The 14,227-nt window shown below is 55.2% G+C and carries 12 protein-coding genes; 3 read left to right on the top strand and 9 right to left on the bottom strand.

The genetic code is table 11. From position 1 onward, the window contains the following. Window positions 1–78: 78 nt before the first annotated feature. From E5K02_RS10500 to E5K02_RS10485, 4 genes are all read right to left on the bottom strand, one after another. The gene (locus E5K02_RS10500) at window positions 79–2,223 is read right to left on the bottom strand and encodes a carboxy terminal-processing peptidase (RefSeq protein ID WP_135394672.1); all 2,145 of its coding nucleotides are present in this window, start codon (window positions 2,221–2,223) and stop codon (window positions 79–81) included. 356 nt (window positions 2,224–2,579) lie between these two features. Further along, window positions 2,580–3,401, bottom strand: a complete 822-nt coding sequence (locus E5K02_RS26245) for a hypothetical protein (protein WP_394346417.1) — start codon at window positions 3,399–3,401, stop codon at window positions 2,580–2,582. 196 nt (window positions 3,402–3,597) lie between these two features. After that, window positions 3,598–3,966, bottom strand: coding sequence for a hypothetical protein (locus tag E5K02_RS10490; RefSeq protein WP_135394671.1), 369 nt, complete (start codon window positions 3,964–3,966; stop codon window positions 3,598–3,600). Window positions 3,967–4,092: 126 nt separating this feature from the next. Next, entirely contained in the window at window positions 4,093–5,283 is a 1,191-nt protein-coding gene (locus tag E5K02_RS10485) for a proline dehydrogenase family protein (RefSeq protein ID WP_135394670.1), read from the bottom strand. Between the two features lie 176 nt (window positions 5,284–5,459). Here E5K02_RS10485 and E5K02_RS10480 point away from each other — a divergent pair, with 176 nt between their 5' ends. Next, the gene (locus E5K02_RS10480; RefSeq protein WP_135394669.1) at window positions 5,460–6,557 is read left to right on the top strand and encodes a bifunctional 3-deoxy-7-phosphoheptulonate synthase/chorismate mutase type II; all 1,098 of its coding nucleotides are present in this window, start codon (window positions 5,460–5,462) and stop codon (window positions 6,555–6,557) included. Window positions 6,558–6,578: 21 nt separating this feature from the next. Here the strand turns inward: E5K02_RS10480 and E5K02_RS10475 are convergent, their stop codons facing one another. Next, window positions 6,579–7,028: a hypothetical protein gene (locus E5K02_RS10475; protein ID WP_135394668.1), complete on the bottom strand. Its 450-nt coding sequence runs from the start codon at window positions 7,026–7,028 to the stop codon at window positions 6,579–6,581. 121 nt (window positions 7,029–7,149) lie between these two features. On the opposite strand from E5K02_RS10475, the gene aroB reads away from it, so the two are divergent. Continuing rightward, window positions 7,150–8,199: a 3-dehydroquinate synthase gene (aroB, locus tag E5K02_RS10470; protein ID WP_135394667.1), complete on the top strand. Its 1,050-nt coding sequence runs from the start codon at window positions 7,150–7,152 to the stop codon at window positions 8,197–8,199. Between the two features lie 212 nt (window positions 8,200–8,411). After that, complete coding sequence (locus E5K02_RS10465; protein ID WP_240737217.1) at window positions 8,412–9,500, top strand: 3-phosphoshikimate 1-carboxyvinyltransferase; 1,089 nt, start codon at window positions 8,412–8,414, stop codon at window positions 9,498–9,500. On the opposite strand, the gene E5K02_RS10460 is transcribed toward E5K02_RS10465, so the two are convergent. The 4 genes from E5K02_RS10460 to E5K02_RS10445 form a co-directional block, all read right to left on the bottom strand. After that, on the bottom strand, window positions 9,497–10,297 hold the full coding sequence (locus E5K02_RS10460; RefSeq protein WP_317128906.1) for an ABC transporter substrate-binding protein: 801 nt from the start codon (window positions 10,295–10,297) through the stop codon (window positions 9,497–9,499). The genes E5K02_RS10465 and E5K02_RS10460 overlap by 4 nt on opposite strands. Window positions 10,298–10,309: 12 nt before the next feature. Continuing rightward, the gene (locus tag E5K02_RS10455) at window positions 10,310–11,182 is read right to left on the bottom strand and encodes a glycosyltransferase family protein (RefSeq protein ID WP_135394665.1); all 873 of its coding nucleotides are present in this window, start codon (window positions 11,180–11,182) and stop codon (window positions 10,310–10,312) included. Window positions 11,183–11,301: 119 nt separating this feature from the next. Continuing rightward, a complete protein-coding gene (locus E5K02_RS10450) occupies window positions 11,302–12,372 on the bottom strand; it encodes a M42 family metallopeptidase (RefSeq protein ID WP_135394664.1) in 1,071 nt (356 codons plus the stop codon). Between the two features lie 133 nt (window positions 12,373–12,505). Continuing rightward, complete coding sequence (locus E5K02_RS10445) at window positions 12,506–14,074, bottom strand: acyl-CoA carboxylase subunit beta (RefSeq protein ID WP_135394663.1); 1,569 nt, start codon at window positions 14,072–14,074, stop codon at window positions 12,506–12,508. Window positions 14,075–14,227 lie beyond the last annotated feature (153 nt).

Raw genomic sequence — 14,227 nt, 5'->3', positions numbered from 1 at the left:
GAAATTAGTTAAAATACTTGACATAAAAAAAGGCTTTGCGCAAGTGCGCAAAGCCTTATAAATCAGGTTAGTGGCTGCTTACAGCTGATCTTTCACAACTGCTACTGCTTCACGCAGAGTAATGTCGCTTTTTAGATTTTTGGTAAAGCGGCTAGCGCGATTTACTTCCACCGTATCCGAGCCTAGTTGCCGTACGTCAACTGCCAAAGGCGCAATAGCCAAAAACTGAGCAGCTTTCTGTAAAGCCTCGTATTTCTCCGACTCAGCCTTGGCCTGTTCCTGTTCGGCGCGGAAAGAGGCTAGTTTCAGGGATACCATGGTGTCATCCTTACGCTTGCGCATACGCTGCACCATCTCATTCATCAGCTTGAAGCTAGGGCTGCTGGCCACCCGAGCCTGGCTTGAGGAACGAAGTTTGTCAACAGCCGGAGCGGCACTCCAAGGCTTATAGCGGGCAGGAGAAATTTCGTCCCACTTCAACGGATAATCCGACTCCTTTTCGCCTTGGTCGAGGTAGCTATACGCGTCGGGTAGCACGATGTCGGGCACAACGCCTTTAAATTGGGTAGAGCCACCATTGATGCGGTAGAACTTCTGAGTCGTAAGCTTCAGCGAGCCGAAAGGTTTCAAGCTGTTAAAGTCACCGAGCATATCATCCAGATCAAAAATACGCTGCACCGTGCCCTTGCCGTACGTGCTGGCTGAGCCCATAATTACGCCGCGCTTGTAGTCCTGAATTGCAGCGGCTAGAATTTCGGAGGCCGAAGCACTGTACTTGTTCACGAGTACCACCAACGGGCCGCTGTACTGCACGCGGGGGTCACGGTCGTTGAGGATGCTAGGTGAACCTTGGGGAGAGCGAACTTGCACTACTGGGCCATTCTCGATAAACAAACCAGCCATTTCCACCGCATCCTGCAACGAACCACCGCCGTTAAAGCGCAGGTCGAATACAATGCCGTCAACTTTTTCCTGGCGCAGTTTCTCCAGTTCCTTCTTTACATCTTCAGCCGAGCTACGACCGCCGTTGTCGTTGAAGTCAGCATAGAAGGTAGGCAGGCGCAGATAGCCGATTTTCTTACCGTTCTCCTGGATTGTGGCCGACTGGGCGTAGGTTTCTTTCAAAACCACTACGTCGCGGATAATGGAAATAACTTTGGTGCTGGCATCGGGCTTTTTCACTGTCAGGCGCACTTCCGTTCCTTTTTTGCCTTTGATAAGCGCTACCGCTTTATCCAAACGTAGTCCTTCTACCGATACGGGTTCGGCAGTGCCTTGCGCTACGCGCAGGATAATGTCACCAGCTTTCAGCTCGCCCTGCCGGTAAGAAGCCGAGCCAGGAATTACGTCCGACACTTTGATTTGCCCATCTTTTTCCTGCAGCGAAGCCCCGATACCTTCGAAACGACCCGTCATGGCTACGTCGAAGCTCTCTTTGTCGCGGGGGGCAAAATACTCGGTGTGAGGGTCGTAAGTGTTAGCAATCGTATTGGCATACACTGCCAGACGCTCGTTGGCGTCGGTCTGGGCCATGTCCTTAAACTGCTCATCGAAGTACTTCAGAACCCGCTTACGCGCTTCTGCTTCCATTTCAGCAGGGGTACGGGTAGGCTCAGAAGTAGTAGCGGGGGAGGGCTGAACCGAAGTAGAAGCCAATGGCTTGTCCTTCTTTTTTTTCTGCTCGTCCATCATCTCAGACACACGAATCAAGGTCTGATACTTCAGGTACTTGCGCCACTCTTCGCGTTGGGCTGCTGCATCGGCAGCAAAGACCATTTTGTCGGGCTCGGTTTCGAACGACTCTTCTTTGGTGAAGTCGAAAGGCTTGGCCAGAATATCGCGGTACAGAGCCTGAATATCCTTGGTACGCTGCTCCATGAGCTTGGTGCTCAGGTCGAGAAACTCGTGCGTACCCCGTTTTACTTGGTCATCGATGTCGCTCTGGAACTTGCGCAGCTGGGCTACATCCGACTGGAGCAAAAACTTCTTATTGTAGTCGACCCGCTTCAAATACAGATCAAAGACCCGCTTAGAGAAGGTATCATCTACTTTTTCGGGCTGGTAATGAGCGGCACTCAGACCCTGTAGCATAGCCTTAATGAGCACCTCATCCTTCTGGGGTGGACTAACATCATTGCGCCGATACAGCTTATACGATGCAAGCACGAAGACTGCCAGCACCAACGAGGCATACAGGCCTATTTTCAGTCGGGGGGAAGACATGGAAAATCAGAATGAGATGAAGAAAATCAAATGTAGACAAAAGCCGTTCCGAACTCATACGCCCGTCAAGCTGTCGGTTTGAATCCAAAACGCGGAAAGAACTATAATAAGTGCCCGCGTTGGATTTTCAATGCTAAGGGGCGGAAATTAGGCCGCCAAGTTGCACTGGCGGCTACCTTCCAAAGGTTAAGCGAATGCCAAGCAACCATGTTGCATAGAGTTACTGGTGCGCTGATGTCTTCTTCGTATACGACTTGACCTAGGTAGAAAGTTGACGCAAGGCCAAAATAAAAAAGGCCTTCTACCAGTGGTAGAAGGCCTTTTTACAATTTAAGCTACTAGAGGTTACTTAGTGCTTAGTAGCGACGTACCCGGTCAGCGTTGCTGCGACGGAACTCGTCTTCGAAGTATTTAGCGTCTTCGTCGTTGCGGGGCTTTACACCCATTACGATACCGCCGTTTTTGATGTCATTTTCGTATTCAGCGGCATGCTCTTCGGGGATGCCCGAGCCTACCAGGGCACCAACCAGGCCACCCGTCAGACCACCGGCACCGGCACCAGCCAGAGCAGCGGCGATAGGACCAGCAATTACCAAGCCCAGACCGGGCAGAGCAACCGACGTACCGATAGCAGCAATGGCGCCGATAACAGCACCGGCTGTGCCACCAATGGCCGAGCCTACGCCAGCACCTTCCATGGCTTTGTCACCAAGGTCGGTATGGGCCGTGTGGTCACCGAAGTGCGTTTTACGGGTTTCGTCCGACATCAACAGGTTCACGTCGTCTTTGCCGTAGCCACGCGACGAGAGCGACTGATAGGCGCGCTCAGCGCTGTCACGGTCACGGAACGAGCTGGTCAGCATGCCCGGGCCGGAAGTGTTCTGATAAGGCTGGCCCGTTACAGCGTGAGCTGCTTCATCAGCACCGTTTTGTACGGCATCAATACCACGGCCTACTACTGCACCAGGAGTGCCGGCAATGGCAGCACCTTTAGCCGTTGCGCTGTAATCGTCGCCGCCTACGTTCGAGGAAGTGGCACCTGTGCCAGCGTTGTAGCTGGTATTTTCATTGCTTGAGCTCGAGCTATTGCCCATGCCGGTAGCGTTGTTAGAAGTGCCATAATTGGCGCCAGCGCCAGTACCAGTATTTTGCGGATTGAGCGATTCGTTGGTGTTCATTGGAAAGGTTAGTTGAGTGGGGAAGGGAATAGGTAAGGAAGCCAGAAGAGGAAGCTACCGTGAAGTAGTATGTGCTTCAGCTTCGGGGTTCTTAACGTGAGCTTTCTCCAAGGGGTTACAAAAAAACTTTTACCAGTCCAAGTATCCCCGCCTTTTTTTTCTAATTGACACCGCAGAAAGCCGCCAAACTAGCGGCCTAAGCGAATTGCTCGTAGTTAGCCGTATTCAGCCAAAAGGCGCGGCACTCGCGCCGCATTGTTTTCAGAAAGTCCGGATCCTGCTTCAGCGTCCGCCATTCACCTAGGCCAAGCCGCTCACAGAGCTTGTAAAAGTTGTCGCCTTGTCCTTTGGAGCCTTCTACTTTCACCAAGCAGCTTAAAATAGGCCGGCCTGCTTGATGCTCAGTTTCCGAAATTTCGGCCAGTAACTCGTTTAGGCGAGCTTTCTCGTGGGAGATTTCCAGATTAAAACCTAATTCAGCTTCCTGAACCAAATTGAGGTAACTGGTAGTGCCTACTTGGTGGCGGGCAAATCGGATTAAATGGCTACGTACTCGGCCGATCATGTGGGTAGGGAGCGAAATGGGTGATGAAAGTAAGAAAAAAGGCCCACAACCCAGGATTATCATTTCCTGGGCTGCGGGCCGCCGCTAACCAAAATTGTGCCGAGTAAGGAAAACCTTGTCTACAGGCTATTTACGGGCCTTACGCCGGGCTATTTCCTTTTGAATAAGTAAAAACTCCCGGCTGCTCTGGCCAGCAATAGCCGTATTTTCGTCGGCCCGGCGTAGCAGGTAGGGCATTACCGATTCTACGGGGCCGTAAGGCACATACTTAGCCGTGTTGTAGCCGGCGTTAGCCAGGTTATAGGTAAGGTTGTCGCTCATGCCGTAGAGCTGGGCAAACCAGATGCGCGGGTCATTGGGGCGCAGGCCGGCTTCTTGCATCAGCTCGGTAAGCAACAAGGAACTAGCCTCATTATGCGTGCCAGCGCAGATGCTGATCCTATCGGCATGGGCGACGCAGTACCGTAAGGCCTCATCATACAGCTGATCGGTGGCATTCTTGGTGGGATTAATCGGGTTTTGGTAGCCCCGTTGAGCGGCCACCCGGCCTTCCTTCTCCATATAAGCACCCCGCACGAGTTTCCCACCCAAGTAGTAGTTGCCTTTCACCGCCGCGTCATACGCCTGCTGAATCGCCTCAAGCCGGTCGTGGCGGTAGAGCTGGTACGTGTTCCAAACGATGGCCGACTCGCGGTTATACTTCGCCATCATCTCGTAGGTCAAGTCGTCGATGGTGGTTTGGAACCAGCTTTCTTCCGCATCCACAAACACCCGAACGCCATACTGATGGGCGCGGGCGCAGATAGCGTCTACCCGGGCTTTGGCGCGGTCGTAGCTGGCTTGCTCAGCGGCAGAAAGCGTTTGGCCGCTCTGCACTTTCTCCAGCAGGGTGCTGTCGGCTACGCCGGTTACTTTGAATACCGAGAAAGGAATATGCGTCGAGCGGTGGGCCAAGTCGATGGTCGCCAGAATCTCGTCGCGGGTTTGGTCGAAACTCCGGTCATTGCCTTCTCCTTCCACCGAATAATCGAGGATGGTGCCAATATTATAGCGACCCAGCTCTTCAATCACGGGCAGACACTCGCGGATAGTCTCGCCGCCGCAGAACTGCTCGAAGATGGTTTTCTTGATCAGAAATTTGACCGGTAGATTCCACTTCAGCGCAGTTTTCATCAAGCCGCCCCCGGTTTTAACCAAGGTATTGTTGTTCATGGCGGCGAACAGGGCGTACATTCGGCGCAGCTCACCATCTGATTTGGAGGCGAAGGCAACGGCCGTGTCGGTAAAGGAAATGGGCGGAGATTGGGTTACTGGCATGCGGGTGGCTAGCTTTGGGCGGGCTAATAGGAGAGGCCTCTTTGGCAGGGCGAAGATAGCCGTTAAACATCGTTCCGGCCGGCATAGTTACCGTGGTACCTTGTCATTTTTTGGGTATTTCCTCTGGTTAGGCAAGCCGGCGCCAATCAGCGTCTCCGTTCTTTTTCACTCCACCTATGGAAAGCGCAATTACCACCGAAACCTTTTTCACTCGCATCCTAGCCGCCAAAGGCAGCCCCATGCTGATTGCGGGGCCCTGTAGCGCCGAAACAGAAGAACAAGTTTTGGCCACCGCCCGGGGAGTGCAGGCCTTGGGCAAGATAGATTTGTTTCGGGCGGGCATCTGGAAGCCGCGCACCCGGCCCGGGTCGTTTGAGGGAGTAGGAGTGGGGGGGCTGCATTGGCTGCGCCGGGTCAAAGAAGAGGTGGGCTTGCCCGTGACGGTGGAAGTTGCCACGCCCCGCCACGTGGAAGACGCACTGGCCTACGGTGTGGACGTACTCTGGATTGGGGCGCGCACGACGGTGAACCCATTTGCCGTGCAGGAGCTGGCCGATGCCCTAGCCGGAACTAATGTTCCCGTTATGGTGAAAAATCCGGTTAATCCGGATGTCGCGCTGTGGGCTGGGGCCTTGGAACGGCTCGAGCGGGCCGGCATTACCCAGCTAGCGGCCATCCATCGGGGCTTCAGCACGTTTGCGCCCTCGCGCTACCGCAATGCTCCCACCTGGCAACTGGCTATCGAGCTTAAAACGCGTTTTCCCCACTTGCCGCTTATCTGCGACCCCAGCCATATTGGGGGCCGGCGTGACCTGCTGCTCCCCATTGCTCAAAAGGCCCTGGACCTGGACTACGACGGGTTGATGATAGAAACCCACCCGGATCCGGACCATGCCCTAAGTGATGCCGAGCAGCAAGTGACGCCTCCGCGGCTGGGCGAAATTCTGGCAGAATTAAAATACCGGTACCGTTCGAGCGACAACGCGGACTATCTGAACAAAGCCGAGGAGCTGCGCCAGAAAATGGACGTGGCCGACCGGGAAATTATCGAAGCCCTGGCCCGGCGCATGGCCTTGGTAGAGGAGCTGGCCGAGTATAAGCGCGAAAACAACGTTAAGATTCTGCAGCTGGACAGATGGAATGAAATCTTCACTTCGCGCCTGCAATGGGGCAACAAACTGCGTGTCAATGAGAAGTTCGTCGCCGAGCTTTACAAGCTTATACACTTGGAAAGTATTCGGAAGCAAACCGAAATTCTGCAGCGGCCTGATTAACCCCTGCCCTTGCCAGCCTGTTTAATTCTTGCCCGCTAAGCCGGTATAGTTTCTTTCGGAGTGCTTGCCTTTGTAGTAGACGTTGCCTCCCTTACTGTTGTCCGTATCCTGCAGAATAAGCTTGTTGCCCGAAACGGTGTAGAACTGCTGGCTTTTGTAGCCTCGATAGATGATAAGGTTCTTGCTTTTGCGCCAGCCGTTACCCACAGCTTTCAAGCGGAACTTAGCGGCGCCTATCATGGCTCCATCCTGATAAAAGCGGGCCCGGCCCCGCCGGTCAAATTCCACTACTACGGTATGCCCGGTACTGGCTGGCGTAGCAGCCCCGGTGCTGGCAGTGCTGGCAGTCTGGACCCATTCCCAGCGGCCAACCAATTGCTCCTCCATGGTGGGCATCGAGTCACGGCTACATGCCGAACCACTGACTGCTACACAAAACACGTAGAGCCAGGGCGAATAAAAAGCTTTCATGAGAGTAATAGAGTAGTTGTTACTTTCCCAAACGTGTAATTCTCTTAAACCTAAATTTTGCACCAAAATAAGGTTTTGTTGCCTTAAAACATGCCACTGGTGAAATTTATTTTGTTTAAAAATGAAATATTTGAACAATGAAGTTGTGATTGGAGCCGATGCTCTACCTAAGTTGCTGGAAGCCTTACAGCAACCGGCTGTAAGTCAAATATTTGTAGTGGTAGATGCCAATACGTTCCGGTATTGCTACCCTATTCTGCAGCCTCAGTTACCGGCCCACACACTTATCGAGTTGCCCGCTGGCGAGGAGTACAAGACCATTACCAGTTGCGAAACCGTGTGGAATCAGCTCACTGACAATTCAGCGGACCGGTTTGCGGTGGTAGTCAACCTGGGTGGGGGCGTTATCACCGACTTGGGCGGGTTTTGTGCCGCTACCTACAAGCGGGGCATCCGGTTTATTCAGGTGCCAACCACCTTGCTGGCGCAAGTTGATGCCAGCGTGGGGGGCAAAACCGGCATTGATTTTCAGGGCTTCAAAAACCAAATCGGCGTATTTCAGGAGCCGGCGGGGGTATATATCGACCCCCAATTTCTGCGTACGCTGGACGGCCGCCAATTGAAGTCGGGCTACGCGGAAGTTGTCAAGCACTGGCTGATTGCTGATGCAGGGGCTTTTGCTACCCAGCGTCAGGCCGGCGTGTTGGTAGAAGACTGGGCTTCTATCATCGAGGCCTCCGTGGCCACCAAGCAACGGATTGTGGAAGCCGACCCGCTGGAATCGGGGCTGCGCAAGGTGCTCAACTTTGGCCACACCGTGGGCCACGCCTTGGAAAGCTATTTGCTGGCGCAGCCCGGCCGTGAAATTCTGCACGGTGAAGCCGTTGCTGCTGGCATGCTCTGCGAGGCGTGGCTGTCGGCCCAGCGCGGTTTGCTCAGCAGTCAGGAGCAGGAGAGCATCGAGCTATTTCTATTTTCCGTGTTCGAGAAAGTGCAGTTTGTAACCCTGGAAGCCGAGCCCATTGCCGAGCTGGCCCTGCAGGACAAAAAGAACAGTGGCTCGACGATTAACTGTACGCTGCTGGATGGTATTGGCAAAGCCCTCTACGACCAGCCGGTGACCGTGGCGGAAATTGCGGAGTCGTTGCGCTACTATCATCGGTTAGAGTAGGCTAATTTGCGGCCGCAACTTTTTTTCTGACTAAACGCTTTTCACCCATCGATACTTCTTCTTCCTTACTGCTGCGCTGGCAAGGAGCTCCCTTAGGGGGAAGTGCCCAGCTGCCGGCCTCTAAAAGTGAGAGCAACCGGGCCCTCATTATTCAAGCTCTGGCCGGGGGCGGACAACTCCGCAACCTTTCCGACGCCAACGATACCGAGCTGATGCAGCGGCTGCTGGCCGAACCCGCTACTGCCCCTAAGCTCAATGCCGAAGATGCCGGTACCGTGATGCGGTTTCTGACGGCGTATCTGGCAGTAACGGGCCGGCAAGTGCTGCTAACTGGTACGGCCCGCATGCGGCAGCGTCCCATTGGCGTGTTGGTCGATGCCCTGCGGGAGTTAGGTGCGCGTATCGACTATACCGAGCAGGAAGGCTACCCACCCCTGCAACTGCAAGGGTGGGTGCCGGAACTCAACGAGCAAGAGCCCGCTGAGTTAAGTGTGCGTGGCGACATCAGCAGCCAGTATATTTCTGCCCTGATGATGGTAGGCCCCCAGTTGCCGGGCGGTTTGCGGCTGCGCCTGACCGGTAAAATAGGCTCCCGGCCCTACATTCGAATGACGCAGTCATTAATGCAGCATTTCGGGGGCCAGTGCCGCGACTTGGGCGAAGTAATTGAAGTGCGCCCCCAGGCCTACCACGCAGCCGACTACACGATAGAGTCCGACTGGTCGGCGGCTAGCTACTGGTACGCCATGGTGGCGCTGGCACCGGCTGGTTCTACGATTACGCTACCGGGGTTGCGCCAGCACTCTTGGCAAGGCGACCAAGCCATTGTGCGCATTATGGCGCAGCTAGGGGTAGCCACCGAATTTAGCGAACAGGGCGTAACGCTCACCCAAGTTCCAGTGGGCAGTGGGGTAGAGCTGGACTTTACCGATTGCCCCGACCTGGCCCAAACGGTAGCCGTAGTGGCAGCCGCCCTCGGCGTGCCGCTAGTTCTTACGGGTTTGGAAAGCCTGCGTATCAAAGAAACCGACCGAATTGCGGCCTTGCAGACTGAGCTGGCTAAGTTTGGTGGGGCCCTGGTGGATGAAGGCGCTGGGCGGTTCCGGGTTCCGGTTGCCGCCTTCCAGGTTGCTGGTCAGACTGTCGAAACCTACCACGACCACCGTATGGCCATGGCCTTTGCCCCGCTGGCGGTGCGCGGCCCGCTGACGGTGCTGGCCCCGACCGTGGTTCGGAAGTCCTACCCGCAGTTCTGGAAGGAATTGCGAAAAGCTGGCTTCGAAATAACGGAGCAGGCTTAGCGGGCTAGTTGCTGCAAATACTCAGCGGAGTATTGCAGCCGGCTACCGTACCAGCTGAACAGCTCCCCATCAACAATACGCACCGTGGCCGAGGGACAGATTTTCTGAAATTCGGCCACGTGCTTTTCGGCGAATGGGTAGGGCTCCGACGACAGCAGGATGAGCTGGGGCGCAGCGGTAGCCAGCTGTTCAGCCGTTATTTCGGGGTAGCGGCTGCGGGCGGCAAACACGTTGCGGAAGCCCGCCCGCGTCAGCATATCATTGATAAAGGTCCCGCTGGCCGCTACCATGTAGGGTTTGCGCCAGATAAAGTAAGCGGCCGATAAGGTAGGCTTTTGGGGCAACAAGGAGGCAAAGGAGGCAAGAATGGTATCAGCCAGTTCCTGAGCGCGAGGCGCGGTGCCCGTCAGGGCGCCCACTTGCCGGATCATCCGCCCCGCCTCATCCAGGTTGCTGATGTCGCTTAGCCACACTGGGTACTTTTCCGCCAGCTGCTCAATGCCGACTTGGTAATTTTCCTCTTTATTACCAATAATCAGGTCGGGACGCAGCGCATCAATTTTGGCAAAGTCGAAGTTCTTGGTGCCCCCGATGATAGCAGCTTGCTGCCGGGCCTGGGCCGGGTGAATGCAGAATTTAGTGACGCCGACCACGCGGTGAGCTAGCCCCAAATCGTAGAGCAGCTCTGTTTGGGAGGGTACCAGCGAAATAATCCGCTGGGGCGGGTACGCCACCGTCACGCGCCGCTGCATCTGGTCGGTAAACGTAAGGGGCGGCTGAATAACGGGCAGGTCCACAGGCGGCAGAAATTAAATCAGCTTGTAGTTCTTGAACTCAAACAGCCGTTTGCCGGTAGCTTTTTCTATCCAGTACAGCAGCCGGTTTTTTAGGGAAAAGCGCTTCTTGGTTACATCAATAGCTACTTGCCAGTTCAGGCGGGCAATGCGGCCCAGCATTACGCGGGGGTGAGGGCCCGTAAATTTTTCCAGGGAGTCGTACTCGTCAAAGGTAAATGCTTCGGCCGTGGCCCAGGGCTGTTGCTCGGGGGGCAGGTCGCCGTGCCAAAGCTGGTTGATGTGCTTCATTTTCTGCATCATCTGCGCCGGGTTTTTCACCCAGCCGTAGTGATACACAAAGGCATTAGCTGGCTTCACCCGTAACTTCTCCCCGTTCATGCGGAAACCTTGGGCATCCTTGAAAGAGGTAATGGCTTTGTCGTTGCGAATAATCCGCACCTCGTGCCCGTACCAGCGCCGCGAGTCGCCAACGTAGTCAAAAGTGCCATAGAAATGCAGGTACTTGAAAAGTAGACCCTGCACCGTTTTGTCGTGCAGGTGGCGTTGGGCCGCCGCCCGAATGGCCGCGTGGTCCTGCTCGGGTACGACTTCATCGGCCTGAATGTAGAAGGCCCAATCGGCGTCGGGTGCAATCTGTTGGAAAGCCTTGGTCGTTTCTACGGCCAGCACTTCTCCGCCCTTGCGCAGGGTGGGGTCCCATACCGAATGCACGATGCGCAGCTTGGGCGAGCCAATCGACCGGATCAGCTCCTCGGTAGCGTCGTCGCTGTTTCCGATACTGACCAGCATTTCATCGACCACCGGCAGAATAGACTGAATGGCCTCTACAACGGGGTAGTCGTTGATAACCGCATTCCTGACAATGGTGAAGCCGGAAATTTTCATGCGTTGGAATCAGAGAAAACGCATCATCCTGAGCCCGTGAGAACTTCTGCGTTAGTCAGAAAGCTGGTCTAACAGAAATTCCTCACACGCTCAGGATGACACTAGCAATAGAACGGAGCTTAGCTGAAATAGCGGAAGTCGTGGCCGTCCTCAATGCGCAGCAGGGTTTCGTAGATCAGCTTGGTTACGTTGTCTACGTCCTCGGCGTGGACTGTTTCTACGGTAGTATGCATGTACTTTAAGGGCAGCGAGATAAGCGCGGCTGCCACGCCCGAGCCCGAGTAGGCGAAGGCATCGGTATCGGTGCCGGTAGCCCGGGTGGCGGCAGCCCGTTGGAAGGGAATATCCGCTTCCTGGGCGCTTTTGATGATCAAGTCCCGCAGGTTGTTTTGCACCGCGGGGCCATACGTAATAACCGGGCCTTTACCGCAGTGCAGGTCCCCGGCCGTCTTTTTCTCATACATCGGCGACTGGGTATCGTGAGTCACGTCGGTGATGATGGCCACATCGGGGTTGATGCGGTGGGCCACCATTTCGGCCCCGCGCAGCCCGATTTCTTCCTGCACCGCATTCACGATGTAGAGGCCAAAGGGCAGCTTTTTGTTGTTTTCCTTCAGCATGCGGGCCACTTCGGCAATCATGAAGCCCCCCACACGGTTGTCGAGGGCCCGGCCCACGTAGAACTTGTCGTTCATTACCATGAACTCGTCTTCGAAGGTGACCACCGAGCCTACGTGAATGCCCATTTCCTCGACTTCCTTCTGGGAAGAAGCGCCGCAGTCCAGGTAAATCGTCTCGATGGTTGGCGCCTTATCTTGCTCCACCTTGCGCACATGGATGGCCGGCCAGCCAAAAATGGCTTTCACAATGCCCTTGTCGGTGTGGATATTGACCCGTTTGGAAGGTGCTACCAAAGCATCGGAACCGCCGTTGCGGCGCAGGTAGATATAGCCTTCCTTGGTAATGTAGTTTACAAAGTAGCTGATTTCGTCGGCGTGGGCCTCAATAACCACCTTGTACTTCGCTTCCGGATTGACCACGCCAACCACTGTGCCGTAGGTATCCACGAAATACTCGTCGATGTACGGTTTGAGGTATTCGAGCCAGAGCTTTTGACCTTCTTTTTCAAAGCCAGTCGGGGATGCGTTATTGAGGTAGCGCTGTAGGAAATCAAAGCTTTCTTTACGCATGAGCAGTCAGAGGAAACCACGCCGAAAGCGCGGATGAAAAAATGAAACAGCACCTGCCGGTCACGTTTGCAGATAATACACAATTGCGAAGTAGGCAGGGCAGTTACGATATTAGGATTAAAATTGGTTTAATCTACAGGGGAATATTGCCATGTTTCTTACGGGGTAGCACATCTACCTTGTTCTCCAGCATCTTAAAGGCCCGGATTAACTTCTGCCGAGTCTGGGAAGGCAGAATGACTTCATCAACAAAGCCACGGTGAGCGGCCCGGTAAGGGGTAGCAAACTTCTGCTGATACTCGTCGACCTTTTCCTGGAGCTTGGCTTCCGGGTCGGCCGCTTGGGCAATTTCCCGCTTGAAGATGATTTCGGCTGCTCCCTTGGCACCCATTACCGCAATTTCAGCCGTGGGCCAGGCGTAGTTCATGTCGGCGCCGATGTGCTTGGAGTTCATCACGTCGTAGGCTCCACCATAGGCTTTGCGGGTAATGACGGTAATGCGCGGCACGGTAGCCTCGCAGAAAGCATAAAGCAGCTTGGCGCCGTTGGTAATGATGCCGCGCCACTCCTGGTCGGTGCCGGGCAAAAAGCCGGGCACGTCTTCCAATACCAGCAGCGGAATGTTGAACGAGTCGCAGAATCGCACGAAACGGGCGGCTTTGGTCGAAGCGTTGATGTCGAGCACGCCAGCCAACACGGCGGGCTGATTGCCCACAATACCGATGCTGCGGCCACCCAGGCGGGCAAAGCCCACGACGATATTCTCGGCAAAGTTCTGGTGCACCTCCAGAAAGGAATCCGCGTCAATGATGCCCTCGATTACCTCCCGGATGTCGTAGGGCTGGTTGGGGTTTTCGGGAATGATATTATCCAGCGCCGGCCGGGATTCGTCGCCCTGGGCCTCGTAGGGCAGGGCCGGGGCCGTTTCCTCGCAGTTCTGGGGCATGTAGCTCAGCAAGGCCTTGAGCTGATTAATGCAGGCTACTTCGTTGGCGCAGCTAAAGTGAGTCACGCCGCTTTTGGCCGAGTGGGTGCTGGCGCCGCCCAGCTCTTCGCTGGTCACGTTTTCGTGGGTCACGGTCTTCACCACGTTGGGGCCGGTCACGAACATGTAGCTCGTGTTTTCCACCATCAGGATAAAGTCCGTAATGGCCGGCGAGTATACCGCCCCGCCCGCGCAGGGCCCCATAATGGCCGAGAGCTGCGGCACCACGCCCGAGGCCAGGGTATTCTTGTAGAAGATGTCGGCGTAGCCGCCCAGGCTCACCACGCCTTCCTGAATCCGGGCCCCGCCCGAGTCGTTCAGGCCGATGACGGGCGCGCCGTTCTTCATGGCCAGGTCCATAATCTTGACGATTTTCTCGGCGTGGGTTTCGCTCAGCGAACCGCCAAATACCGTGAAGTCCTGGGAGAAGACGTACACCAAGCGGCCATTCACCGTGCCGTAGCCCGTAATTACGCCGTCACCGAGGTAATACTCCTTGTCCAGGCCGAAGTCCTTGGAGCGGTGCATTACAAACTTGCCAATTTCCTCGAACGAGCCTTCGTCCAGCAAGAGGTCCACCCGTTCCCGGGCCGTGAGCTTGCCTTTGGCGTGTTGGGCGTCGATGCGGGCTTGGCCGCCGCCGAGCAGGGCCTCCTGATTTTTGCGGTCGAGGATTTCGAGTTTGCTTAGTTGGGCGTCAGCGTGCGGATCGGACATTGAGAATTCGGTGGGATGAGAAGTGAGGTCAAAGGTAAGGTAAGGGCGCAAAAAAAGCCGCACCAGATTTGGGCGGCTTTTGTTGCGCTCTGCAGAAATTCTGAGATGGTTATAACGCAAGAAAGCCAGCCCCTCACAGGACTGGCTTTCTTG

Origin of the sequence: Hymenobacter metallicola (assembly GCF_004745645.1) — a bacterium.
Lineage (GTDB): Bacteria > Bacteroidota > Bacteroidia > Cytophagales > Hymenobacteraceae > Hymenobacter > Hymenobacter metallicola.
The sequence above is the reverse complement of the archived record's forward strand: the minus strand, read 5'-3'. Positions and strand labels throughout refer to the sequence as shown.

Bases quoted from the DNA above. Each gene is read 5' to 3' on its own strand.
- E5K02_RS10500 (WP_135394672.1), bottom strand. From the start codon at position 2,223: ATGTCTTCCCCCCGACTGAAAATAGGCCTGTATGCCTCGTTGGTGCTG.
- E5K02_RS26245 (WP_394346417.1), bottom strand. From the start codon at position 3,401: ATGAACACCAACGAATCGCTCAATCCGCAAAATACTGGTACTGGCGCT.
- E5K02_RS10490 (WP_135394671.1), bottom strand. From the start codon at position 3,966: ATGATCGGCCGAGTACGTAGCCATTTAATCCGATTTGCCCGCCACCAA.
- E5K02_RS10485 (WP_135394670.1), bottom strand. From the start codon at position 5,283: ATGCCAGTAACCCAATCTCCGCCCATTTCCTTTACCGACACGGCCGTT.
- E5K02_RS10480 (WP_135394669.1), top strand. From the start codon at position 5,460: ATGGAAAGCGCAATTACCACCGAAACCTTTTTCACTCGCATCCTAGCC.
- E5K02_RS10475 (WP_135394668.1), bottom strand. From the start codon at position 7,028: ATGAAAGCTTTTTATTCGCCCTGGCTCTACGTGTTTTGTGTAGCAGTC.
- aroB (WP_135394667.1), top strand. From the start codon at position 7,150: ATGAAATATTTGAACAATGAAGTTGTGATTGGAGCCGATGCTCTACCT.
- E5K02_RS10465 (WP_240737217.1), top strand. From the start codon at position 8,412: ATGCAGCGGCTGCTGGCCGAACCCGCTACTGCCCCTAAGCTCAATGCC.
- E5K02_RS10455 (WP_135394665.1), bottom strand. From the start codon at position 11,182: ATGAAAATTTCCGGCTTCACCATTGTCAGGAATGCGGTTATCAACGAC.
- E5K02_RS10450 (WP_135394664.1), bottom strand. From the start codon at position 12,372: ATGCGTAAAGAAAGCTTTGATTTCCTACAGCGCTACCTCAATAACGCA.
- E5K02_RS10445 (WP_135394663.1), bottom strand. From the start codon at position 14,074: ATGTCCGATCCGCACGCTGACGCCCAACTAAGCAAACTCGAAATCCTC.